Below are 22779 nucleotides of genomic sequence, written 5' to 3' on the forward strand. Positions count from 1 at the left end.
CCTTTTCGGCTACCTTTTGACCGGGGCCCGGCACGTTCTGATTAGCTACGCGGCGAGCGCAGCGTCCACCGCAGGCAGATAGCTATCGAAGCCGGCTTCCACGAGGGCTGCACGCACACGCTCTAGTTCGTGCTGTATTTCTTCACCGGCGTGGTCTTGCTGCGCGCGAGCGAGAACACGGCCGCGCGCCACAAACAGGTCCGCCCACGGCAGCGGTTCGGCGCGCGTATAGCCTTCGAGGGCTGCGACATAGCGCAGTGCGCCAGCCGAGTCGCCGGCGGACAGCATCGCTTCGATGGCGTCACGATAGAACCACAGATGATTGTGACCCACCGCGCCGCGCTCCAACATGTCGGCACCTTCGGCGAGCAGACGCGCGCGTTCGCCGTCGTCCTCGACGGCACGGCTCAGTGCGCCCACCGCCTTGGGCGCACTGAACTGCGTGCCCACCTCGCGGCACAGCGCCAGCGCTTCACGCAACAACGCCGTGGCCTCACGCCGATGGTCGGTCGCTAGTAGCACGCGTGCCCGCATTTCCATATTTTGTGCCTCGAAGCGGCGAGCGCCCAGTTGACGGATGATCAGCGTCTCGCGCTCGAGATGGGCGAGCGTAGCCTGCATGTCGCCCAATTCGTAGCTTGCAAAGACACCCAGCGTTTCGCACAGCATCTGTGCACGTGGCTGCCCGACCAGCGCGGCGGTGCGTGCAGCGCCGCTGACGTCCTCGTGCGCCAGACGTGCCTCGTTAAGATAGATCCTGCTAAAGCCCGCCATCGAACGATTCGCGACCTCGATGCGGCCGAAGCCGTGTTCGCGGCTTAGCGCAACGCACCGGCTGAAGTGCTCGAAAGCAGTGCGCATGCGCCCTTGCGCGTAGGCCGCATCCGCAAGGCCGCCAAGCGCGCGCGCCTCCGCTTCCGGCGCGCCGAGGCGCTGGGCATAGGCGAGCCCGCGCTCATGTTCGGTACGACAATCGTCGATCCTGCCGAGCGGAAAGAAGATGTTGCCGCGCAGGTGATGCAGGCGCGCGAGTTCAGGTACCTGATCCAGGCGTTGCGCCACTTGCTGGGCCGCATCGAGCAGTGCGAGGGCTTCGGCGAGGCCTTCGCTCACCCGCAGACCTTCGGCGAGCCCAAGCTGGGACTGGCAGAGACTCGCTTCGTCTGGAGCGGCAGCCACCGCCGCACGGTACGTCGCGATCGATGCGGCGATGTCGCCGAGATCTCGCTGGAGTTCGCCCCTGAAACAGATCAGTGCATGGCGATCCTTATCCGCTTGCGCGATTTGCAGACCGCGCTCGACGAGCCGCAATGCCGCGTCGGCAAAGTAGGCCGCGCGTTGTGCGATCGCGGCGTCGAGGTAGGCCCGCGGTGCACGCTCGTCCTCGGCCCGGTCGAGATGCTGGGCGCGCAGTACGGGGTCCGTCGCCGCAAACCAGTCAGCGGCGAGGCGATGCAACTCGCGCCGGCGCGCCCGCAGCAGTGTCGAGTACGCGCTCTCCTGGATGAGCGCGTGAGCAAACAGAAAATCTTCGCCCTCAGGTAAGACGAGCGCGTTGGCGACAAGCCCGTGACAGACGTACTCCGGTGCGTCGATCAGCTGCCGCAGCAACGCGAGGCCAAAGCGCTGCCCGATGACCGCGGCAGCCTGGAAGGCCTCGCGGTCGCGCGCAGTCAACCGGTCCATGCGCGCCAGCACGAGGCTCTGGATCGTCGCGGGGACCGCCTCCTCACTCCCTTCTTCGGCGTTATGCAGGAGCTGTTCGAGGAACAGCGGATTGCCGCCGGCTCGCTCGATGCAGGCACGCGCGATACGTTCGGTCGCATCGATAAAGCTGCCGGCAAGATTCAGCGCCTCGTCGCGGCGCAATGGGCCAAGGTCGATCGTGGCGAAGGGCGTGCCGCGGCAACCTGCCCGCCATGCCGCGTCGAGCGGATCGCCGTCCACGCGCGAAGTCATCACCAGCAGGCCCGGGCCGTTCGCGATCGCTACGGCGAAGGCGGCCAGGTAAGCGAGCACCTGCGGGTCCGCCCAATGAAGGTCTTCCACGACAATCATGGTCGGCCCGCGCCGGCAGGCATCCTGCGCGATCGCCGCGGCAACCGTGCGCTTGCCGCGCGTCCGGGCGGTGTTGTCCATCGCGTTGTACAGCGTGCGCCATTCGCCGGTTTGCGCAAGATCGAGGAGGTCGTGGAGGAACATCAACTGATCGGGACCGACGGCGCCGGACGCGGCAAACCGCTCGGCTGCCGCGCGCCGCTCGTCGGAGCCGGCCGCGGGCGGCAAGCCCAGCAGACTGCCGACAATGGTGCGAATCGGGTCCTGGCCTTTGCCTACGCCGAAATCCAGCACGAGGCCGCGGTGGCCGCCAAAGCCCAGCGTTTCGACGAAACAGCGCATTTCGTCGACGAGCCGCGTCTTGCCGATGCCCGCCTCACCGCGCACATAAACAACGTGGCCGGCTCGCTGCTCGAGACATGTGCGGGCAACGCCCTTGAACTGCTCGAGTTCAGCCTTGCGGCCGACAAACACGCTGCGGCTCGCCATGACGGGTTCAAAGGAGAGACCGCGCAGACGCCACACCTGCACCGGCGAGTCGATCCCCTTGAAACGCATTGCGCCGACGGCGTCGCTCATCACGCCATCGCCCAGCGCGCGATGCACGCTATCGGAGAGCAGCGTTTCACCGGGGCCGGCGGCGGCAACGAGCCGGGCGGCGAGATTCACGGAGTCGCCGAGCACCGTGTAGTCCTGAACATCCGCGCGCTCGAGCGGCCCCGCGACCACCTCGCCGCTGGCGATGCCCACATGCGCCCTCAACGGAGGCGCGCCCTGCTCGCCCAGTCCGTTAAGTGCCTCATGAATCTCCAGCGCGGCACGCGCCGCGCGCAGCGGATCAGTATCGTGTGCGCGCGGTGCACCGAAGATAGCCATCACGGCATCGCCGATGTGCTTGTCGATCGTGCCGCCGTAACCGAGGACGATCCCATCGACGAGCGCGGTGTAACGACCTGTCAACTCGCGCAATTCTTCAGGATCGAGCGTCTGCGACAGCGCAGTGAAACCACACAGATCGGCGAAGAGGATGCTGACTTGCCGGCGCTCGCTGGCGGGTGCATTCACGGCGGGCGGCGCTGTGCACAATGCAGCGCCGCGCTGCTCGGCAATCGCCGCCAGCAGGCGCTTGCGGTGGCCGAGCGAGAGGACGCCGAGCTCTTTCAGGTCCGCGTCGTCGAGCTGTGCCAGCATCGCGAGATCGATGTCGTTCCCGGCAAATGCGGGTGCGTATTGCTCAAGCCCCAATGCATGCAGCCACTGATCGATATCCATCACCGCCGCCCAATCCGGTGCGTGTGCGAACACGCATGCTGCGTCGCAACTCATTGCGGTGCGGGTCGTCGAACCGTATGCCCGAACCGGGCCGCGTGGCACGAACAATCATACGAATCGGCGCACCCCCTGGTGCCGCGCTGCGACTGGCGCAACGTACTCCGTGTTCAAGTCCTTCCCGCCTAAAATACAGTGTACGTCCAGCGTGAAGCAAACGGCTACCGGGCGAGATTCCATCCGCCCTCACCGGGAGGCACCGTGAAGCCAGCTACCACAGGTTCCTCGCCTGTTGCCCGCTCCGCGCCACGCATCACGGGCCTGGTCGGAGACCTGTCGGCCGGCATGGTGTCGACCTTGGTCATGCTCTGCTACGCAATGAGCCTGGGCACCCTGATCTTCAGCGCGGATCTCGCCCGTTACGCCGAGCTTGGCGTACCCACCGCCTTCATCAGTTGCGTCGTGACCGCGCTGGTGATCGCCTTGACGAGTTCGATGCGCATGAATATCGCCGGACCCGACGGCAACGCGACGGCGTTTCTTGCCGGTGTGGCGGCCGGCGTCGCGAGCAGCGTGCGCGCTAATGGCGGTACGCCGCAGACAATTCTGCTGACGGTGCTGATCGCCATCGCGCTGTGTTCCGTGGTGACAGGCGTCATTCTGTATGCGGTCGGTTCGTCGAAGCGCAGCCGTTCCCTGCAATTCCTGCCTTATCCGGTCGTAGGCGGCTTCCTGGCCGGCACGGGCTTTCTCCTGCTAGCCGGCGCGTTTCGGGTCGTGACCGGCGAGCCCTTGAACTGGCACACATTGGCGCTGGTGACGCATCTGAACTGGCTGGCATGGGCACCCGCTGTGGTGGTGTGCGCGTTAGCCACGCTCCTGTCGCGCACATGGAAACACGCTGCGGCGCTGCCTATCACGCTTGCATTCGGCGTCGCACTGTTTTACGTGCTCCTGCTTGCAGAAGGCTTGTCGATCGACGACGCTCGCAACACGGGATTATTGCTTCCGCGCGCGGCGCTGCACGCGATGCGGATTCCAGAGCTGCATCTGCCGGCATCGCTGGCGCACGGGAGCGTCGACTGGTCGGCCATCGCTGCGCACTTGCCGGAGACACTCATGGTCACGTCGATCTCGGCAATCACGATCCTGATGAATTCGACGGCGATTGGCGCGGCCACGGGCGAAGACATCGATCTGAACCGCGAAATGCGGGCGGCCGGCATCGCCAACATCGCGAGCGGGATGTTAGGCGGAATGGTCGGCTATCAGTCGTACAACCGATCGATGCTCAACGCACGCGCGGGTGCGACAAGCCGTATGGCGGGCGTATTCGCCTCCCTCGCGTGTCTGTTCGTACTGGCCGTCTCGCCGGACCTGGTGGCGCTATTTCCGGTGCCGGTGCTGGTCGGGCTGCAGCTCTTCATGGGACTACGCCTGTTGATCCAGTGGCTAGTGGGCGCATATCGCCAGCTCAACTGGTATGAGTATCTGCTTGTACCGCTGATTCTGGGCGCCATTGCGTTCTACGGTGTGGTCCCGGGCGTGGTGGCCGGCGTCATCGCCGCCTGTGTGATGTTCGCCCTGCTGTACGGCCGTATCAGTTGCGTCCGGATGGAGTTCGATGGCAGTACGCGCACATCGAATGTCGAGCGCAGTATCGAGGCAACCGGACGGCTTCACGAACTAGGCGCACAGGTGTGCGGAACGTGTTTGCAGGGCTTCCTCTTCTTCGGCACCGCCAATTCGATCTTGCAGCGCGTGCGCGAACGGCTAACCCAGCACGGGCCGGTACCCGTCCGCTTTGTCGTGCTCGACTTCGCTTCGACCAACGGGTTGGACGCGTCGGTATCGGTCAGCTTCGTCAAGCTTAGGCAACTGTGCGCAACGCTTGACGCAGACCTGGTGTTGACGGGGCTGCCGGCACGCTCGCGTGACCTGCTCCTGAAGACCGGCACGCTGAACCTCCGGATTCACGAGTTCGCTACGCTGGACGCCGGGCTGGAATGGGTTGAAGACACAGTTCTCGCGTCGGACTCACGCGCGCTGCCGCGCGGCGAAGAGGATTTCCAGGCGATGCTCGCGCCGCATTTCACGTCGTGCGCGCTTGAAAGGCTGCTGGCCCTTCTGGAAGTGCGCGAGCTTGGCGCGGGGCAGCCGGTGTTCCGTCACGGCGAACCAGGGGACGCCATGTACTTCGTCGAGCGCGGGCGTGTCACCGTCTTACTGCCGCTCGCGGACGGCAGGTCCTTCAGATTACGTTCGTTTGGGCCTGGTACCATCGTCGGTGAAATGGCGGTGTACACGCGACAAGTGCGCAGCGCGGACGTGCTTGCTGAGGGTCCCGCGCGTGTCCGGCGTTTGACGCTCGAGTCGTTACGTGCGCTTGAACAGGACGATCCCGAGACCGCGCAGCAAGTTCATCGATTTGTCGTCAAGGTCATGGCGTCACGGCTAGCTCTCGCTGACGAGGCGTTGCGCGCGGCGCATTGAGATTGCCATTGGAAGTAAAGCAACCATCCGCACAGCAGCCCTAGCTAGCGTCCGTATATTCAAGCCGCGCGCGCAACCAGGCTATGAACTCGTTGAGGTCCTTCGGCGAGGTTCGCCCTGCGGCAGGCAAGGCCATCAATCCAAACGGAAGCTGAACAAATCCCCAAGGCGCCACCAGAAGCCCTTCGTCCAGCTCCCGTCTTACAAGCCGTTTCTCGATGAGCGCCACGCCCAGACCGGACAGTGCCGCCTCGATGCAAAGGTGTGTATGGGGAAACGTGATCCGGCCACCGGTTCCAATTCTGGTGCCCGTCTGTGCCTCCCAATGCGTCCACGCACTCGATGTGAAGTCGTGCGCGATACGCGTCCCCTTTGCTGCCGAGCGCCTGTTGCCCGGTGTACATACAGGCCCGAAAGCGACAGGTGCCAGCGGAATTGCACGGGCACGGTCCGCCTCGGGATACGAAGTGAGATCCCACGCAATGACAAGATCAGCGCCTTCCGTCCTGATCTCTCGAGCCGAAGTCATGGACAGGCGGATCCGGATGTCCGGACGCGCGCGATAGAAATCGGCAAGGTTCGGCACCAGCCAACGCATCGCAAACGTCGCGCTGCATGCCACATGCAAGCCTGAGCCCTGCACCTGAGCCTGCAGCCTGGCATAGCCGTGCTCGAGTTGCTCGAACACTGAGCTGACGAGCACATAGAGGTCCTGCCCGTGCTGATTCAGCTTCAACCCTGTGCCTTCCTTGTCGAAAAGCGCTGAGCCGACGTGCTCCTGAAGCAGCTTCAACTGACGGCTGACCGCACCGTGGGTTCGAAACAGCTCTTCGGCCGCCTTGGTCACGGAACCGTTTCTGGCCGTTGCTTCGAACGCGCGCAACAAAGATAGCGGGGGAAGTGTACGCACCGGAAAGATCCCTTCGTTAAAAAAACTGACCAACTTCGCAATAAAACTCGGTTTTCGAATGCTACACGAGTGCGTATCTTCACGTTCATTGGAAGTTGGTCGGACAGTTTTTCTATCGTAGAGGAGGTCAAAAAATGAGCCGGATCGCGCAGGTCGTGGGTTACGAAGTCCTGGACAGCCGAGGCAATCCCACGGTTGAAGTCGAGATCACGTTGGACGATGGTTCGAAAGGCCGGGCAACGGTGCCGTCTGGCGCTTCAACTGGAGAACGCGAGGCCGTCGAGTTGCGCGACAACGACCCAGGCCGGTATCTGGGTAAAGGCGTCAGCGTGGCAGTCAATGCGGTCAACACCGATCTGCAGGACACGCTGATTGGCATGGACGCCACGGCCCAACGTGACATCGATCAAGCCATGATCGAACTCGACGGCACCGAAAACAAGCAACATCTCGGCGCGAACGCGATTCTCGGTTGCTCGATGGCCGCAGCGAACGCCGCGGCCGCGTTCAGCCGGACCTCGCTGTTTCGTTATCTTGGCGGGGTGCAGGCGTCTGTGCTGCCGGTTCCGATGATCAACATCATCAATGGCGGCGCACATGCCGACAATCCGCTCGATTTCCAGGAATTCATGATCTTGCCGACAGGCGCAACATCGTTTGCCGACAGTGTGCGCATGGGGGCCGAGGTCTTTCATACGCTTCGTGGCGCGCTCAAGCGTGGGGGGTTCAATACGAATGTTGGAGATGAAGGCGGCTTCGCCCCTCCGTTGCGCACCGCTGAGGAAGCGCTCGATCTGATCGTCGCCGCAGTCGAGGAGGCGGGGTATAGACTCGGCGTCGATATCGCGCTGGCGATAGACCCGGCGTCCAGCGAGTTCTTCAGGGACGGACGCTATGTCTATCGTGGCGAAGGCACTGAGCGCAGCATCGAAGAACAAGTCGACTATCTGGCCCGACTGGTGGCCGCGTACCCCATCGTTTCTATCGAAGACGGTGTCGCCGAGAACGATTACGCCGGCTGGAAATTGCTGACGTCCCGGCTCGGCAGCCAATGCCAGCTCGTTGGCGACGACATCTTCTGCACCAACGAACGGCTGCTTCAGGATGGTATCGACGCATCCATGGGGAACTCGATACTCGTCAAGATGAATCAGATCGGCACGCTCAGCGAAACGCTGGCTACTATCAGAGCGGCCCATCGCGCCTCTTACAGCGCGGTGATTTCACATCGTTCGGGAGAAACCGAAGACGTTAGCATTGCGGATATCGCCGTCGCGACCAACTGCGGCCAGATCAAGACAGGCTCGCTTTCTCGCACGGACCGGACCGCAAAGTACAATCAGTTGATCCGTATCGAGCGCGAATTGGGTTCGCAGGCAACGTTTGCTGGCGCGACACCGTTCGCGGCTCGCTCGCTGCGCGGCACGCAAGTCGCATGACGTGCCGCGCAACATGCCAGTAACAACCTGAGCCACGCCCTACAACGTAGCAGTCACGCCGCCATCCACGTAAAGGATATGGCCGTTCACGAAGTTCGACGCGTCGCTCGCCAGAAACACGGCAGCACCGACGAGATCTTCCACATCGCCCCAGCGTCGCGATGGCGTGCGTCCAATCAGCCAGTTGCTGAACGTTTCGTCCTTGACGAGCGCTTCGGTTAGCTCCGTCTTGAAGTAGCCCGGCCCAAGTCCATTGACCTGGATGCCATGTTGTCCCCAGTCGATTGCCATGCCCTTCGTCAGCATCTTCACCGCGCCTTTGCTCGCGGTGTAGGCCGCGATGTTGGGGCGGCCCAGTTCGCTTTGTACCGAACAGATGTTGACGATCTTGCCGCGCTTGCGAGCGATCATGTGCCGCGCGACCGCCTGACCGACCAGGAACACGCTGTCGACATTGGTCTTCATCAGCTCTTCCCATTGAGCATGGGAAAACTGTTCGAGCGGCGCACGGCGTTGCATGCCGGCGTTGTTGACGAGAATGTCGATCGCACCGATTTCGCGTTCGATATCGGCGATTGCCGCGTCGACCTCCGTGGCCGACGTCACATCGAAACTCGCGGCATGAACAGTCGCGCCCTCATCGCGCAAACGGCTGACAGCCTCTGCGAGCCTGGCCCCATTGCGGCCATTCAGAATCACTTCAGCGCCGGCACCTGCCAATCCTTTGGCCAGCGCATAACCGATACCCGTACTCGACCCGGTAACCAGAGCACGACGCCCCGACAGATCGAACATCTTCAGATTGTTGTTCAACTCAACTCCTCTTCAACGCTAATTCGTCCGACTTCCATCCAGCACCGTCCGGCGCGCCCAGCCATTGCATGACCTCCCTCAGACCGCACGCACTGTGCAGCGAAGCGGAAAGGTGGAGCACACCCTCTTCACCGACAGGCGACTCGAGCGTTGCGAATTGATTCGCCACCAATGTCGCTGGAAACTCATGATCCAGGCGCCTGGAAACCCGTGCAACCGCTGCGGCCAAGGTGATGTCGAGAAACACGAATCTCAGCCCGGCGACACGCGCGCGCATGCGCTCCCGATAGCAACGTCTCAACGCGGAACAGGACAGTACGGCCGTTCCATGCGTATCATCCACCAGCTCGGCGAGGCGGTCCAGCCACGGCTCGCGGTCACTGTCGCACAACGCGATTCCGCGACACATCTTGTCGCGGCTTTCCGCCGAGTGATGCTCGTCTCCTTCGATGAAAACGCCCTGCAGCGCCACGGCCAACTCACGTGCAAGTGTCGACTTACCCGAGCCCGACACGCCCATCACCACTATTTTATGTGTCACGTTGCAAAATCCAGCTACGTCGTCGCGGCACGCCATCCAAAGAATCGCGCCGGCCATTCAACCGGCAGCGGCGCGCGGATGAAAGCGCACCCCTGCATCACACACTTTCCGCCTCAGGACACCGGCGTGAACTTGAGCTGGTCGATCGGCGTGACCTTGTCGGTCCGGGTCAGGCCATAAGGCGTCTTCGGTCCGAGCCACTTGTCGAAGATACCGCTCATCTCGCCGCTCTGCTCCATCGAAGCCAGGGCCTTGTTGACCGCGCTCAGCATGGCCGGCTCGTTCTGGCGCAAGCCCACTGCGATCGGCTCGATCAGCATCGGTTCCGATGCGATCGCCACCGCGCCGTCCGTGCCATCCACCTGCTTCGCGATCTTCGTGGCGGTCATCTGATTGGTCACGAAGCCTTTGACCTTGTTCTGCTCGAGTGCGAGAAACGCCGAGCTGGTATCGTGAAAGGTCACCGCCTGGCCATCCTTGATCGAAATTGGAATCGACTGAGCGGATGTCGAGCCGTCGGCAGCGCTGATTTTCTGGCCTGCGAAATCGGTCAGCTTCTTGCTAGCATCGGCCTTCTTCACGACAAGAACTTCCTTGGTGGAGTAGTACGAGTCGCTAAAGGCAATCTGCGTGGCGCGAGTTTTGGTGTAGGCCAGGTTGGCGACCACAATGTCGACGCGCCCCAGCTTCAATTGCGGAATGCGCGCCTCGACAGCCAACGGTTCGAGCTTCGCCTTCACGCCCAACTGTTTCGCCACCGCGTTGCACAGGTCCACATCCATGCCTTCGAGCTGGCGCGTCTGCGCGTTCGGATACGAGAACGGCTCAACGTTCGAATACACACCGCAGCTCAACTCGCCGCGGCCCTTGATATCGGCCAATTGATCAGCATGTGCCGGGGCAATCGATGCAACCGCGCCGCCAACGACCAACATCCCCGCGAAAATCTTCTTTACCTGCATCGTGATGCTCCTGAAGTTTATGTGTAAAGCAATCGACTGCTGATCAACGGTGGTCAAACCGAATCTGAATCTGAATCTGAATCTGTGCCGCGAAGGCCATACCGCCTTGCTTGCCTCAATGCGAGCGAAGATCGGACAGGAATCGCTGCGCCCGCTCGTGTTTCGGGCGCAAGAAAAATTCCTCCGGCTCAGCCGTTTCGAGAATCTTCCCTGCGTCCATAAACCAGACTCGATCGGCAACCTCGCGTGCAAACCCCATCTCATGCGTGACGCACATCATCGTCATGCCTTCCTGTGCGAGGCTCTTCATCACGTTCAACACTTCGCCGACCATCTCCGGATCGAGCGCACTGGTGGGCTCGTCGAACAACATTGCCGGCGGATCCATCGCCAGTGCTCTCGCAATCGCAACACGCTGCTGCTGGCCACCGGACAATTGCGGCGGAAACGCACTGGCCTTGTTCGACAGACCAACGCGTGCGAGCAGATCAGCCGCTTTACGTTCCGCATCCGCGCGCTTGAGGCCGTGCACGCGCATCGGCGAAAGCGTGATGTTGTCCAGCACCGACAGATGCGGAAACAGATTGAATTGCTGAAACACGAAGCCGACACGGCTGCGGTAAGCATTCAGACCCAGCTTCTTGTCGTGAATGTTTTGACCGTCGAAGAAGATCTGCCCACGGTTAATCTCCTCGAGCCGGTTGACGGTGCGAATCAGTGTCGACTTACCCGATCCTGATGGTCCGCAGACCACCACGACTTCGCCTTTGCGAACTTCGGCGTTCACGTCCACGAGAGCGTGATATTCGCCGTACCATTTGTTGACGCTGGAAAACTTGATCATGCGAAATACCTCGAAGTGATTGGGCGCCTAGTTCTCGGTGGGCAGCGGATCGGTCAGCGCAACGTTGGCCGCCTTCTGGGTCCGCGATGCGACACCGGCCCGCTTGCGCGTCACGCGCCGCTCCAGATACTGCGCAAGCTGTGTGAGCGCGTAACACAGCGCGAAGTAACTCAAGGCAAGAATCAGGTACACGGGAAAGGGCTTCGTCAGCAGCCGGTTGTTGATCTGATCCGCCGCGAAGGAGATTTCCTGGACGTTGATGATGTAACCCAGCGAGGTTTCCTTTATCGTCGATACGAACTGCGTGACCATGCTCGGTACCACGTTGTAAAGCGCTTGCGGCAGAATGACCGCGCGCATGGTCTTCATGTAGCTCATGCCGAGCGCTCTCGAGGCCTCCGTCTGCCCTTTCGGCAGCCCCTCGATGCCCGCACGGATGATTTCCCCGAGATAGGCCGAGTCATAGATAACGAGCGCGCACAGCATCGTGACAAACCCGGTGACCGGATAACCGGTCAGAACAGGCACGAGAAAGTACACCCAGAAAATCACCATCAGGAGCGGGATGCCCCGCACCATGTAGACGAGACCTGTAGCCGGCGCCCGCAAAAACCGGAAAGGGCTGATGCGTGCCAGGGCGACCAGGATACCCAGGGGAAATGCGATGACGAGCGCTGAAAGCGACAGCAAGATCGTCAGTACGATGCCGCCTAGCGGGCCATGCGGATACTGCCCGATGAGCAGCAGTGTCCAGTTGTCGCGCAGGATATCGAACATGTCACTTCACTCCCGGAATGCGGTAGTGCATCGCGATTTTGGCGCCGCACAGCATGATGACGAGGGAGAGGCCGAGATACACCGCCGTGGCGATGAAATACGATTCGAAAGACAGGAAGGTTTCGTTCTCGATCTGCCGGGTGACATAGGTCAGTTCCGCCGCGCCGATCGCCATTGCGAGACTCGTGTTCTTGAACAGCAGGACGGCGTGATTGACCATCGGCGGAATTGCATTGCGCAGCGCTTGCGGAAGCACGACGAAACGCATGACGTTCAGGAAGTTCAGACCCAGTGCTCGCGACGCTTCGTACTGACCGTAGGGAATCGCACGCAATCCGCTGCGGATATCTTCGGAGAGATAGGCTGCGCTGCACAGGCCGATCGCCACGACCGCAAAAATGAACTGACCGTTGTAGTGGTTCAGCACGGTCTGCACCGATTCCGGCAGGACGTTCGAAATGCCGAAGTACCAGAACAGGATTTGGACCAGCATCGGCACATTGCGATGGTAGGCCACGAATGACGCGACAAACGCCGTCGCGAGGCGATTGTTGGTCAGGCGGATCAGCGTGAGAAGAATGCCCACCACCAGTGACAGTATCCACGCCAGCGCGGCCATCGCGAGGGTGAGTTCGATCCCATGGAGAAACAGCGCCCCATAGTCGCCTCGCAGCACCGTCGCCAGGTCAAAATGAAGTTTCATGTTGCACGTCCCAATGATTCGGATCGAAGCGATGATCCCGGTCTGACTCGACCCGCGGCACCATCGTCATTCCCCCGGAAGCCGTCATTGACTTCCGTGTTGAATTGATACTAGCTCGCGAAAAAAGGCTGTTGCAGAGGCCTTTCTTCTGGTGCAATAAGTTTCGGGAATGATGAATCGGAACGGCGTGCGGCAATGCGACAGGCGTGGTTGTGCATGGTGTTTGTCTCCAGTATGTAGCGCCTCTGCGGGCGCCTCATCGTCAGTGGCGCGCCCCTTTGTCGGAGCGCTCACGCTTGAGAAACAACGGCGGTACTACACCGGCGCAGCATGCTGCGCCTGTCATCGCTCAGGCTGCGGCTGTCGGGCGCGCCAGTACCTGCGGGTTCACCGGTGTCGGCGGCTTGCCGGCCGCTGCGCCGTGCCCTAGAGCGGCGATCAAATTGTCTGCGCAAAGCGCGGCCATCGCGCGCCGCGTGCTGACAGACGCACTGCCGATATGCGGCGTGAGCACCACATTCTTTTGCGCAAGAAGCGCCGGGCAGATAACCGGTTCACCTTCGAATACATCCAGACCGGCCGCCGCAATGCTGCCTTCGTTCAGCGCCACCGCCAAAGCGGCATCGTCCACTACGCCGCCGCGTGCGATGTTGGTCAGCGTGGCCGACGATTTCATCTGCTTGAGCTCCGCGGCGCCAATCGCGTGATGCGAGCTGGCCGAGTAAGGCACCACGACGATCAGGTGATCCGACTCGCGCAACAGCGTTTCCTTGTCGACATAGCGCGCCTTGCAGCTCTCTTCGACATCGGGCGCCAGTTGCGAGCGATTGTGATAGATCACGCGCATGCCGAAGCCGAATGCACCACGTCGCGCAATGGCCTGCCCGATACGTCCCATGCCGAGAATACCGAGCGTCGAACCATGCACGTCGTTGCCGACGAACATGTCGAAGCGTCCGGTTTTGGTCCATTCGCCGGCCCGCAGGAAATGTTCCGACTCGGTGATGCGGCGCGCCGTTGCCATCATCAGCGCGAAGCCGAAGTCGGCGGTGGTATCCGTCAGGACGTCCGGCGTATTCGTGACCAGCACGCCGCGCGCGGTACAGGCTTCCACGTCGACGTTGTTGTAGCCCACGCCAATATTGCATACCGCCTTCAACTGCGGGCAAGCGTCGAGCAGGGTCGCGTCGATGCGGTCGCTACCGGCCGTCATGGCCCCCACCTTGCCTTGCAGCCTGGCAATCAGCTCTGGTTGCGTCCAGATCGTGTCGTCAGGGTTGTCGGTCACGTCGAAGTTCGCACGCAGGCGATCGACGATGTCCGGAAATGACGCACGGGTAACCAGTACCGATGCACGCATGGAAAACCTCCTAGTTGAACTCTGGATTGCACTTACTCGTTGTGACCAGCGGGATCGCGTTTGATCGTCGTCAGCCCGCCCGGCACCTGCAGCGTGGGCAGAATTTCCATATTGCTGATGTTGACCGCGAGCGGCGCGGCGATCGCAAAGGCGATGGCGTCGGCAATATCGGACGGCAGCGGCAGCTCGAAGCCGTCGATGAACTGCTTGCGCGCCGCCTCGATGTCGCCATGCACGTGGCCAAAAATATCGGTGGCGACACGGCCCGGACAGATCTCCGTCACGCGTACGCGTCTGCCGGTCGCATCCACTCGCAACTGGCGCGACAACGCATGGATGCCTGCCTTCGTCGCGGAGTAAATGGAGTTGCCGTTGAAGTTGTAGATCCCTGCGATCGAGCTGATGTTGACGATGTGACCGCGATCGCGGGCAACCATACCCGGCATGGTGAGCCGCACGATATGCAGAACGGCTTGCAGGTTGACTTCCACTTGAAGGTCGATGTCTGCGGCAGCGGCATCCAGAATCGAGCCTTTGGTCGATATGCCGGCGTTATTCACGACGATATCGAACTGCACGTCCTGCGTCAGCTTCGTGACGGCCGGCAGATCGCACACGTCGATCGCGTGCGGGATGCAACCGGTTCGCTCCGCCAGCTCATTCAGACGTTCCGCGTTGCGAGCGAGCGCATGCACTTCGAGTCCTTCACGGCAGAAGCGCTCGACGATCGCAGCGCCCATTCCGGTCGAAGCGCCCGTCACCAGCGCGGTCTTGTAGTCTGAAAACGGCATGAATGACCTCTATCTGTAGTTCTGAACTGTCGCCCTTTGAGGCGTGCGATAAGCCTGTTACCAATGTATACGCCGTGAAAACGCGGGGCAAAGACGGATTGGCTTTGTGGCGATAAGACTGGCTTATGGTTGGTCAATTCGAGTTGACCGATGCAGGTTGGCCTGCTCGCGCCTATCGCACGAGCTTCGACACCGGCACGACGCGCCCGCCCGCCGATTCGATCACGCCGCGCACCGTGCGCGCGAGTTCGACCGCACCTGGCGTATCACCGTGCAGCAGGATCGATTGGACGGCGATCTTGAGCTTGTTGCCTGTGATCGTCGTGATCGTGCCGTCTTCGAGCAGTTCCTTGACGCGTGCCAGGACGGCCGCGCGGTCCTTGATGACCGCGCCTTCCAGCTTGCGCGAGACGAGCGCGCCCTGATCGTCGTAGGCACGGTCGGCGAGAAACGTGTTGGCCGTGCGCATCCCGATGTGATCGGCGGCCCGTTCGATTTCCGTGTTCGTCGAAACGCTGATGATCAGATCGCGATCGAATTCGGCGAGCGCCCGCACCAGCGGCTCGGCCAGTTCATACGACGCCGCAGCCATGTTGCCCAACGCGCCGTGAAAGCTCATGTGCGTGACGCGATGTCCGGCCCGCTTCGCGATGCCCGCCAGCGCGCCCATCTGATACACCACGTAATTCGCCAGTTCAAGCGGGTCCGCCTGAATCTGCCGCCGGCCGAAGCCCATCATGTCGGGAAAGCCGACATGCGCGCCGACGTCGATCTGACGCGCGAGAGCCATCCGCACCGTCTTGTCCATGATGACGGGGTCGCCCGCGTGATAGCCGCATGCGACGTTGGCGGACGAGACGATGTCGAGCATCGCTTCGTCTTCGCCCATTTGATAGGGTCCAAAGCCTTCGCCCAGGTCCGCGTTCAGGTCGATTTCCACTATCCAATCTCCATTCTTTAAGCGGTCTGTGCCGGGCTATCCGCAGCGGACCACACCGACTCAGTGTCTATCTATCGATATACGTCTACGCCGACGGCGAAAGTTCGAGCAAGGGCGTTCCGTAACCGACCATTGCGCCATGCGCGACGCACAAGCGCATGACCATGCCATCCGCCGACGCGACCACAGGCACGCACAATTGCGCGATCTGCAGCAAGCCGACAATGTCGCCCGGTTTGACGTGATCGCCCGCGCTCACTAACGGCGTTGAGCGTGCCGGATGCGTCGACAGAAAGATGCCGGCCGACTTCGCGGTGATACTGACAGCCTGCGTCTGCGCCGTGTCCGCTACGCGCGCGAGTCCGCCAGGAACCACAGCCGAAACCGCCTGCGCCGACGCCGGCGCATCCGCACCGATCGAGCAAGGCGCCTGCTCCATCGTCAATCGAACCGTCGCCCCGGGCTTGCTGATTTCGATGAACTCGATATCGACTTCTGCAAGCCACGACGTGATCTGCCGAAGCTCGCCGATATCCACTTCGATTTTTTGTGTCATGTGTCAGTGTCGGGAAGGGCAAAACAGTGCAACGAGATTGCGCACCCTGACGAGATAACTGTCCAGTTCTTCCAGCGCCGTGACGGCTTCCGCGTACGTCGTCTGAGCAAAGCGAATCTTCGTACCAATACGCGCCTGCGCGAGCCGCCACAAATCGGCTTCGATCACGGTGCCGATCTTCGGATAGCCACCCGAGGGCTGCGCATCCCGCAACTGAATGATCGGCTGGCCGCTATGCGGCACCTGGATCACGCCCGGCACGATGCCGTGCGAGCGCTTTTCGATCGAATGCGTCGCGACCAGGGTCGGACCGGCGAGGCGATATCCATAGCGATCGCTCTGCGGCGTCACCTTCCACCCATCGCGCCAGAACGCTTCGAGCGATTCCGGCTCGTAGCAGTCGTATTCCGCGGCGGGCAGTACGCGCACCACGGTTTCGCCTGCGTCGGCTGCCGGCAGGGGTAGCGGTGCGGGCAACGAGTACTCAGGCGGCACCGTGCCGAAACCCGCGGCGAGCACCGCATCTTGCGGCACGACGCGCTCGGCGAGACCCACTGCCTTCACCACATCGCCCTTCTGCAACTGACGACCGTTGAAGCCGCCGAACTGGCCGCGCAACTGCGTGCTGCGAGAGCCAAGCACCACCGGTACGTCCACGCCACCTGCGAGCGACAGGTAGCAGCGTGTGCCGCTGGTCGGCACGCCGATCGTCAGCACGTCGCCCTGTTTCGCATGCACGGTCCACCACGGCAGCACCGGCCGGTCGCCCAAGCGCGCCGAACAATCGGCACCGGTGATGGCGAACGAAAGATCTTCAAGGAAGCGGATGCGGAAGGGAAACATCGGAATTTCGATGCCGGCCGCGTCGTCCGGATTGCCGAGCAGCAGATTGCCGACCGCGAGCGCCAACCGGTCCATCGCGCCGGCCGTGCCGACGCCGTAGCGCAGATAGCCTTCACGCCCCTGGTCCTGCACCGTCGCGAGCGCGGACGAAGACAGTATCTCGATCATGAAACAATCCTCTCGACGCGAAAACGGATCATGTCGCCAGGTGCGAGCGTGGCCGGGTTATCGCGCGTGGGGTCGAAGAACGACATCGATGTATGACCGATCGTGTTCCAGCCGCTCGGTCCCGTCGATGCCGAGACTCCGGTCTGCACCCCGCCGATCGACACCGCGCCGCCAGGCAAGCCCAGCACCGGCACCTTGCGCCGCGGCGTGGCGATACGCGGGTCCATACCGCCCAGATAGCAGTAGCCCGGATGGCTGCCGAGCGCATAGACCGTGTAGAGCGGCGCGCAGTGCAATTGCACGACCTCATCGATAGAGAGGCCGGTGTGATTCACCACGTCCTGCAAATGCGGCCCGAACTCGCCGCCGTATTCCACCGGCAAGTCCACCACCCGCCCTTCGATCTGCAACTCGCCCGCCGCGGCCCACGCGTCGCGCAACGCGGCGCCGAGCGAGTCCGGGTCTGCGGGCGGCGTGGAAAACGTCAGCATCAGATTGGTCACGCCTGGCACTGCTTCGCGCACGCCCGGCCATGATTCGACCTCGCGGGCGAGCGTCCAGATGCGGCGTTGCGCATGCAGATCGAGCGCGCCCGGCGCTTCGAACAGCATGGCCGTCGTCCCCAGCATGCTGATGCAAAGCGCCTGCTCCGATTCATCCTGTTTCATTGCAAGGACAGTCCTCTGTGAATCCGGACGCAGCCGTTCGACTACATCCCCGTGCGCAATCGACGCATGCTCAACAGTCAGCGTCATGTCTGTTTCCTCTTTGCGAGCCAACGCTCCAGATGATGAATATCGACGCCGCCCTCACCGAACCCTGCGTCCTCGAGCATGGCCTGATGCAATGGTACGTTGGTACGAATGCCTTCGATGCGCATCTCCGAGAGCGCGATGCGCATGCGCGCCAGCGCCTCTTCACGGGTTGCGCCGTGGGTGATCACCTTGGCGATCAGCGAGTCGTAATACGGCGGCACGACCGCGCCGCCACTCATGTGCGAGTCCACCCGCACGCCGTTGCCACCCGGCAGTTCCCAAACGGAAATCTTCCCCGGACATGGGGCGAAGGTGAACGGGTCCTCAGCGTTGATCCGGCATTCCAGCGAATGACCAAGCGTGCGAATGTCCGGCTGACGAATCGTCAACGCGTGCCCTTGGGCGATCCGGATCTGTTCCCGCACGATGTCGACGCCCGAGGTCATTTCCGTCACGGGATGCTCGACCTGCAGCCGCGTATTCATTTCGATGAAGTAGAACTGGCCGTTCTCGAACAGGAATTCGAAAGTGCCGGCGCCACGGTAATTCGTCTGCCGGCAGGCCTCGACGCAGCGCTCGCCCACTTGCCCGATCAATTCTGGGTCGATGCCGGGTGCGGGCGCCTCTTCGAGGACCTTCTGATGCCGCCGTTGCAGCGAACAGTCGCGCGAACCGAGCCAGAGGGCATTGCCGTGCGTATCGCACAACACCTGAATTTCGACGTGACGCGGATGCTCGAGAAACTTCTCGACATAGAGTTCGGGCTTGCCGAAGGCGCGGCGTGCTTCTTCGCGCGTCACCGACACGGCTTCTAGCAACTGCTCGGGTCCCGGCACGACGCGCATGCCTCGCCCGCCTCCGCCGCCCGCCGCCTTGACGATCACCGGATAGCCGATCTCCTGCGCGACCCGCAGAATCTCCGTGGGGTCGTCCGGCAGACCGCCGTCCGGGCCCGGCACGCAGGGCACGCCGGCAGCGCGCATGGCCCGTTTGGCGGCGACCTTGTCGCCCATCGTTCGGATGGAGTCGGGCTCGGGACCGATGAAGGCCATGCCGGCAGCCTCGACCTGCGCCGCAAAATCCGCGTTCTCCGACAGGAAGCCGTAGCCGGGGTGAACCGCTTGCGCGCCACTCACGTGCGCCGCGAACAGGATCGCGGCCCGGTTCAGATAGCTTTGTCCCGGCGCGGCGGGACCGATGCACAGCGCCTCGTCGGCGAGCCGCACATAGCGCGCATCGGCGTCTGCCTCGGAATGGACGGCGACGGTTTTCAGACCGAGTTCACGGCAGGCGCGCTGGATTCGAAGCGCGATCTCGCCGCGGTTGGCAATCAGTACTTTGTTGAACATGGTCGATCAGCCGATCCGGAACAGCGGCTGCCCGGATTCCACTTCGCTGCCCGGAGCCACAAGAATCTCCAGCACGGCGCCGCTGAGTTCGGACTCGATCGCGTTGAACATCTTCATTGCCTCGATCGTGCAGAGCACCTGCCCTTCCTTGATCGTGTCGCCGGTATTCACGAAGGGCGCTTCGCCCGGCGCCGGCGTCAGATGAACGACACCGAACATGGGCGCACGAACGAGTTGCGGCTCGCTGGCGGTTGCAGGGGCTGCATTGGGGGTATCGAAGGATTGAGCAGGCTCAGCGTGCGGTGATTGAGCCCCCTGGCTCCCTTGGGTGTCCGGGGTGGACGCCACGGCTACACGTTCATCGCCCGAAGGCGCCTCAGCCCGCTTGCCGCGCCGTTTCGCCTTCACAAGCTTGACCCGTTCCTCGCCCTCGATGACTTCGAGCTTGGCCAGCGGAGAGTCCGCCAACAGGTCGATAAGCACCTTAATCTTCTGGAGATCCATCTTTGAGTCCGTAGCCGGTTGGACGCGCGCCGGTCGATTGGCGTGCGCGAAGCACCGCTGGGGCTGTACGGCAACCCGATTCAATCTCCGGTTGTCCCGCCCGCGTGACGGCTAGCCTCGTCGCGCCGGCTCACTGCGAACCGGGGCGATCGACGATGGACTCAATGTATCCGGCGCATAAAAAATGCGCCAAGAGGGTTTGGCTTTGTAGCGATAAGGCGCGCTTATGTATCGGCGCCGGACTCGAAACGCACGTCGAGCGCAAGGTCGCCGGCCAGTTCCAGCAAGATATCCTTGACGGCCGCGGCGGGCTCGGAAAGCGGCAAATGGTCGGACAGACAGACCGAAAGCGGAATCTTGATGACGGGTGAAACGATCCGGCATTGCACGACGTCGCCCGCCGCGGCCACGACCCGTGCTGTGGAATCGGGCAGGATGGTCGCACCGATCCCGGCGCTCACGGCGGCCGACAACGTCGACGCGGATTCGATTTCGGCCACGACCTTGGGGATCATCTGCACGCGCGCGAAACCCTCGTCGACGTACTTGCGCAGATAGTTGTATGGACGCGGCAGCAGCAAAGGCACGTCGCGCAACGCCGTCACGGCGATCTGTTCCTGCGTGATCCCCATGCTGCGCGGCGCCACGAGGAACAATTCCTCGTTCATCAGAAGCTGGAACGACAGGCCATGGACGGGCTTATCGCCATACAGCACAGCCATGTCCATACGCCCGTTCATGATCAGCTCGCTGAGCGTCGTGCCGAAATTCTCGTTGATGTAGAGCAGGATGTCCGGATGGCGGGCGCGCACGGTCCGCAACAGCGGCAGCGACAGCGCCGACGCGCCGGTGCCGGGCGCAAGCCCTACCGAAACCTGGCCTGACAGCGTCTGGCCGGCGCTCTTCACGTCGGCCTGAGCCTGTTCGTACTGGCGCAGGATCAACTGCGCGTGGCGATACAGCGTGGCGCCCGCCTCAGTGGCCGTGACGCCCCGCTTGGTGCGCACGAGCAGCTGCTGCTGGAACTCGTCTTCGAGCGTAATCAACTGCTGGCTCAGCGCCGGCTGGGCGATATGAAGCACTTCGGCGGCCTGCGTCAGGCTGCCGATATCGACGATCTTCACGAAGTACTTCAAACGCCGCAGGTTCACGGTAGTCGCGTCTCAACGTTAAGTGATGGCAACAATGATAGGGCAAGCGCCGCCCCGCGCACAGTGCTTAAAAAACCCCGCTCCCGCTCCTGCAACGCTAAAAGCGTGGCCTGTCAGCGTATTCCCGCATGGACCCCGATCGGTAAATGCCGGACGCGCACGCGTACCGTCGTGTCATAAGTGGATGTTATTGCGCCAGCGGAAAGACGTCTTGGCTTGAACTTTTTCGCGCGCTTAAGGTGAAGCCTCATCAAATGCCGTTGAGGAGTCAAGTGTGAGTGCATCGCGAATTGCCGCCCGCGTCCAGCGAATCAAACCTTCGCCGAGCAGCGCCGCGGCGGACCGGGCCGCGGAACTGCGGCGGCAGGGGAAAACCATCGTCAACCTCGTGGTTGGCGAACCCGATTTCGACACACCCGCGCACATTCGCCAGGCCGCTTTCGACGCGATGGAGCGCGGCGAAACGCGCTATACGCAAACCGCGGGCACGCCGGCGCTGCGCGCCGCCATCGCGGCGAAACTGCAACGCGAGAACGGTCTTTCGTACGATCCCAAACACATCATCGTGACGTGCGGCGCCAAACACGCGATCTTCAACGCGCTCGCCATCACCGTTGAAGCCGGCAATGAAGTCCTGATTCCCGCTCCCTACTGGGTGTCCTACCCGGACATGGTGCTCGCCTGTGACGGCGTGCCGGTCGTCGTGCCCTGCACCGAAGCAGACAGCTTCAAGCTCACGCCCGCCACCCTCGAAGCGGCGATCACGCCCAACACGCGCTGGCTGATCATCAATTCGCCGACCAATCCCACGGGCGCAACGTATAGCGCCGCAGAACTGCGCGCATTGGCGGATGTGCTGTTGCGCCACCCGCAGGTACTGGTGATGATGGACGACATCTACGAACACATCCGGTTCGAAGGCGAGGCATCAGAGCACCTCCTGTCGATTGAACCCGAACTCAGCTCGCGCACCCTGGTTGTCAACGGCGTGTCCAAGACCTACGCGATGACCGGCTGGCGCATCGGCTACGCCGCCGGCCCCGCCGACCTGATCGCGGCCATGGACACGCTCCAGTCCCAATCCACCAGCAACGCCAGTTCGATCAGCCAGGCCGCGGCGCTCGCGGCGCTGAACGGCGACCAAACATTCGTGCAGCAATCCGTGCGGACTTATAAAGAACGCCGCGACCACGCACTCGAAGCGCTTAACGCGATTCCCGGCATCAGCTGCAAAACGCCGGGCGGCGCTTTCTATCTGTATGTCAATTGCGGCGGCATGATCGGCCGCACCACGCCGCAAGGCAAGCGTATCGAGGGCGACGTGGATGTCGTTCTGTATCTGCTCGAGCACGCCGGCGTCGCACTGGTTGCCGGATCGGCGTATGGCGTTTCCCCTTTCTTCCGGATGTCGATCGCGACAAGCATCGACATTATCGATGAGGGCTGCCGGAAGATTGCCGCCGCGGTCGCCGCACTGAACTGAGAGTACGGCGACGACGTGAATACGTCGCGTCGTCGCTTTGTAAAAAAGACATGCCGCGCCGAGAGGACGT

Annotated in this window: 20 protein-coding genes; 3 read left to right on the forward strand and 17 right to left on the reverse strand. The window is 62.3% G+C overall.

Features of this window, described 5'->3' with window-relative positions:
* Nucleotides 1–45: 45 nt before the first annotated feature.
* Nucleotides 46–3384: an adenylate/guanylate cyclase domain-containing protein gene (locus M0D66_RS01765; RefSeq protein WP_244869871.1), complete on the reverse strand. Its 3339-nt coding sequence runs from the start codon at nucleotides 3382–3384 to the stop codon at nucleotides 46–48.
* A gap of 204 nt (nucleotides 3385–3588) precedes the next feature.
* On the opposite strand from M0D66_RS01765, the gene M0D66_RS01770 reads away from it, so the two are divergent.
* On the forward strand, nucleotides 3589–5820 hold the full coding sequence (locus M0D66_RS01770; RefSeq protein WP_266208862.1) for a SulP family inorganic anion transporter: 2232 nt from the start codon (nucleotides 3589–3591) through the stop codon (nucleotides 5818–5820).
* A 40-nt stretch (nucleotides 5821–5860) separates the two neighbouring features.
* On the opposite strand, the gene M0D66_RS01775 is transcribed toward M0D66_RS01770, so the two are convergent.
* Nucleotides 5861–6730, reverse strand: coding sequence for a LysR substrate-binding domain-containing protein (locus tag M0D66_RS01775; protein ID WP_093641609.1), 870 nt, complete (start codon nucleotides 6728–6730; stop codon nucleotides 5861–5863).
* 134 nt (nucleotides 6731–6864) lie between these two features.
* Between M0D66_RS01775 and eno the strand changes: the two genes are divergently transcribed.
* Complete coding sequence (gene eno, locus M0D66_RS01780; protein ID WP_211708049.1) at nucleotides 6865–8169, forward strand: phosphopyruvate hydratase; 1305 nt, start codon at nucleotides 6865–6867, stop codon at nucleotides 8167–8169.
* A 39-nt stretch (nucleotides 8170–8208) separates the two neighbouring features.
* On the opposite strand, the gene M0D66_RS01785 is transcribed toward eno, so the two are convergent.
* The 15 genes from M0D66_RS01785 to nac form a co-directional block, all read right to left on the reverse strand.
* Nucleotides 8209–8964 carry a glucose 1-dehydrogenase gene (locus tag M0D66_RS01785; RefSeq protein ID WP_211708063.1) on the reverse strand — a complete coding sequence of 252 codons (756 nt, stop codon included), beginning with the start codon at nucleotides 8962–8964 and terminating at the stop codon, nucleotides 8209–8211.
* Between the two features lie 19 nt (nucleotides 8965–8983).
* On the reverse strand, nucleotides 8984–9580 hold the full coding sequence (locus M0D66_RS01790) for a gluconokinase (RefSeq protein ID WP_256456985.1): 597 nt from the start codon (nucleotides 9578–9580) through the stop codon (nucleotides 8984–8986).
* Nucleotides 9581–9636: 56 nt separating this feature from the next.
* Nucleotides 9637–10485, reverse strand: a complete 849-nt coding sequence (locus tag M0D66_RS01795; RefSeq protein ID WP_093641600.1) for a transporter substrate-binding domain-containing protein — start codon at nucleotides 10483–10485, stop codon at nucleotides 9637–9639.
* Between the two features lie 115 nt (nucleotides 10486–10600).
* Nucleotides 10601–11329 carry an amino acid ABC transporter ATP-binding protein gene (locus tag M0D66_RS01800; RefSeq protein ID WP_054033538.1) on the reverse strand — a complete coding sequence of 243 codons (729 nt, stop codon included), beginning with the start codon at nucleotides 11327–11329 and terminating at the stop codon, nucleotides 10601–10603.
* A 27-nt stretch (nucleotides 11330–11356) separates the two neighbouring features.
* The gene (locus M0D66_RS01805; protein WP_154559404.1) at nucleotides 11357–12106 is read right to left on the reverse strand and encodes an amino acid ABC transporter permease; all 750 of its coding nucleotides are present in this window, start codon (nucleotides 12104–12106) and stop codon (nucleotides 11357–11359) included.
* A 1-nt stretch (nucleotide 12107) separates the two neighbouring features.
* Nucleotides 12108–12809 (reverse strand): amino acid ABC transporter permease, encoded by a 702-nt coding sequence (locus M0D66_RS01810; protein ID WP_200619689.1) that lies wholly within the window; start codon nucleotides 12807–12809, stop codon nucleotides 12108–12110.
* 349 nt (nucleotides 12810–13158) lie between these two features.
* Nucleotides 13159–14169 carry a D-glycerate dehydrogenase gene (locus M0D66_RS01815; RefSeq protein ID WP_211708048.1) on the reverse strand — a complete coding sequence of 337 codons (1011 nt, stop codon included), beginning with the start codon at nucleotides 14167–14169 and terminating at the stop codon, nucleotides 13159–13161.
* Nucleotides 14170–14201: 32 nt separating this feature from the next.
* The gene (locus tag M0D66_RS01820) at nucleotides 14202–14960 is read right to left on the reverse strand and encodes an SDR family oxidoreductase (protein WP_211708047.1); all 759 of its coding nucleotides are present in this window, start codon (nucleotides 14958–14960) and stop codon (nucleotides 14202–14204) included.
* 172 nt (nucleotides 14961–15132) lie between these two features.
* Nucleotides 15133–15900: a LamB/YcsF family protein gene (locus M0D66_RS01825; RefSeq protein WP_200619686.1), complete on the reverse strand. Its 768-nt coding sequence runs from the start codon at nucleotides 15898–15900 to the stop codon at nucleotides 15133–15135.
* Nucleotides 15901–15985: 85 nt separating this feature from the next.
* Nucleotides 15986–16456 (reverse strand): acetyl-CoA carboxylase biotin carboxyl carrier protein subunit, encoded by a 471-nt coding sequence (locus M0D66_RS01830; RefSeq protein WP_211708046.1) that lies wholly within the window; start codon nucleotides 16454–16456, stop codon nucleotides 15986–15988.
* 3 nt (nucleotides 16457–16459) lie between these two features.
* Nucleotides 16460–17467 (reverse strand): biotin-dependent carboxyltransferase family protein, encoded by a 1008-nt coding sequence (locus M0D66_RS01835; RefSeq protein ID WP_200650813.1) that lies wholly within the window; start codon nucleotides 17465–17467, stop codon nucleotides 16460–16462.
* Complete coding sequence (pxpB, locus tag M0D66_RS01840) at nucleotides 17464–18135, reverse strand: 5-oxoprolinase subunit PxpB (RefSeq protein ID WP_054033551.1); 672 nt, start codon at nucleotides 18133–18135, stop codon at nucleotides 17464–17466. Before pxpB ends, M0D66_RS01835 begins: the two co-directional genes overlap by 4 nt.
* Nucleotides 18136–18218: 83 nt before the next feature.
* Complete coding sequence (gene accC, locus M0D66_RS01845) at nucleotides 18219–19571, reverse strand: acetyl-CoA carboxylase biotin carboxylase subunit (RefSeq protein ID WP_211708045.1); 1353 nt, start codon at nucleotides 19569–19571, stop codon at nucleotides 18219–18221.
* A 6-nt stretch (nucleotides 19572–19577) separates the two neighbouring features.
* Nucleotides 19578–20075, reverse strand: coding sequence for an acetyl-CoA carboxylase biotin carboxyl carrier protein (accB, locus tag M0D66_RS01850; RefSeq protein ID WP_266208863.1), 498 nt, complete (start codon nucleotides 20073–20075; stop codon nucleotides 19578–19580).
* A gap of 224 nt (nucleotides 20076–20299) precedes the next feature.
* A complete protein-coding gene (nac, locus tag M0D66_RS01855; protein WP_054033557.1) occupies nucleotides 20300–21226 on the reverse strand; it encodes a nitrogen assimilation transcriptional regulator NAC in 927 nt (308 codons plus the stop codon).
* 274 nt (nucleotides 21227–21500) lie between these two features.
* Here nac and M0D66_RS01860 point away from each other — a divergent pair, with 274 nt between their 5' ends.
* A complete protein-coding gene (locus M0D66_RS01860; RefSeq protein ID WP_093647925.1) occupies nucleotides 21501–22709 on the forward strand; it encodes an aspartate transaminase in 1209 nt (402 codons plus the stop codon).
* Nucleotides 22710–22779: the final 70 nt, after the last annotated feature.

This window comes from Paraburkholderia sp. SECH2, from assembly GCF_030464795.1.
Classification (GTDB): domain Bacteria; phylum Pseudomonadota; class Gammaproteobacteria; order Burkholderiales; family Burkholderiaceae; genus Paraburkholderia; species Paraburkholderia aspalathi.

Bases quoted from the DNA above. Each gene is read 5' to 3' on its own strand.
- pxpB (WP_054033551.1), bottom strand. From the start codon at position 18,135: ATGAAACAGGATGAATCGGAGCAGGCGCTTTGCATCAGCATGCTGGGG.
- M0D66_RS01785 (WP_211708063.1), bottom strand. From the start codon at position 8,964: ATGTTCGATCTGTCGGGGCGTCGTGCTCTGGTTACCGGGTCGAGTACG.
- M0D66_RS01835 (WP_200650813.1), bottom strand. From the start codon at position 17,467: ATGATCGAGATACTGTCTTCGTCCGCGCTCGCGACGGTGCAGGACCAG.
- accC (WP_211708045.1), bottom strand. From the start codon at position 19,571: ATGTTCAACAAAGTACTGATTGCCAACCGCGGCGAGATCGCGCTTCGA.
- M0D66_RS01790 (WP_256456985.1), bottom strand. From the start codon at position 9,580: ATGGCCGGCGCGATTCTTTGGATGGCGTGCCGCGACGACGTAGCTGGA.
- M0D66_RS01765 (WP_244869871.1), bottom strand. From the start codon at position 3,384: ATGAGTTGCGACGCAGCATGCGTGTTCGCACACGCACCGGATTGGGCG.
- M0D66_RS01830 (WP_211708046.1), bottom strand. From the start codon at position 16,456: ATGACACAAAAAATCGAAGTGGATATCGGCGAGCTTCGGCAGATCACG.
- eno (WP_211708049.1), top strand. From the start codon at position 6,865: ATGAGCCGGATCGCGCAGGTCGTGGGTTACGAAGTCCTGGACAGCCGA.
- M0D66_RS01805 (WP_154559404.1), bottom strand. From the start codon at position 12,106: ATGTTCGATATCCTGCGCGACAACTGGACACTGCTGCTCATCGGGCAG.
- M0D66_RS01820 (WP_211708047.1), bottom strand. From the start codon at position 14,960: ATGCCGTTTTCAGACTACAAGACCGCGCTGGTGACGGGCGCTTCGACC.
- accB (WP_266208863.1), bottom strand. From the start codon at position 20,075: ATGGATCTCCAGAAGATTAAGGTGCTTATCGACCTGTTGGCGGACTCT.
- M0D66_RS01815 (WP_211708048.1), bottom strand. From the start codon at position 14,169: ATGCGTGCATCGGTACTGGTTACCCGTGCGTCATTTCCGGACATCGTC.
- M0D66_RS01795 (WP_093641600.1), bottom strand. From the start codon at position 10,485: ATGCAGGTAAAGAAGATTTTCGCGGGGATGTTGGTCGTTGGCGGCGCG.
- M0D66_RS01800 (WP_054033538.1), bottom strand. From the start codon at position 11,329: ATGATCAAGTTTTCCAGCGTCAACAAATGGTACGGCGAATATCACGCT.
- M0D66_RS01810 (WP_200619689.1), bottom strand. From the start codon at position 12,809: ATGAAACTTCATTTTGACCTGGCGACGGTGCTGCGAGGCGACTATGGG.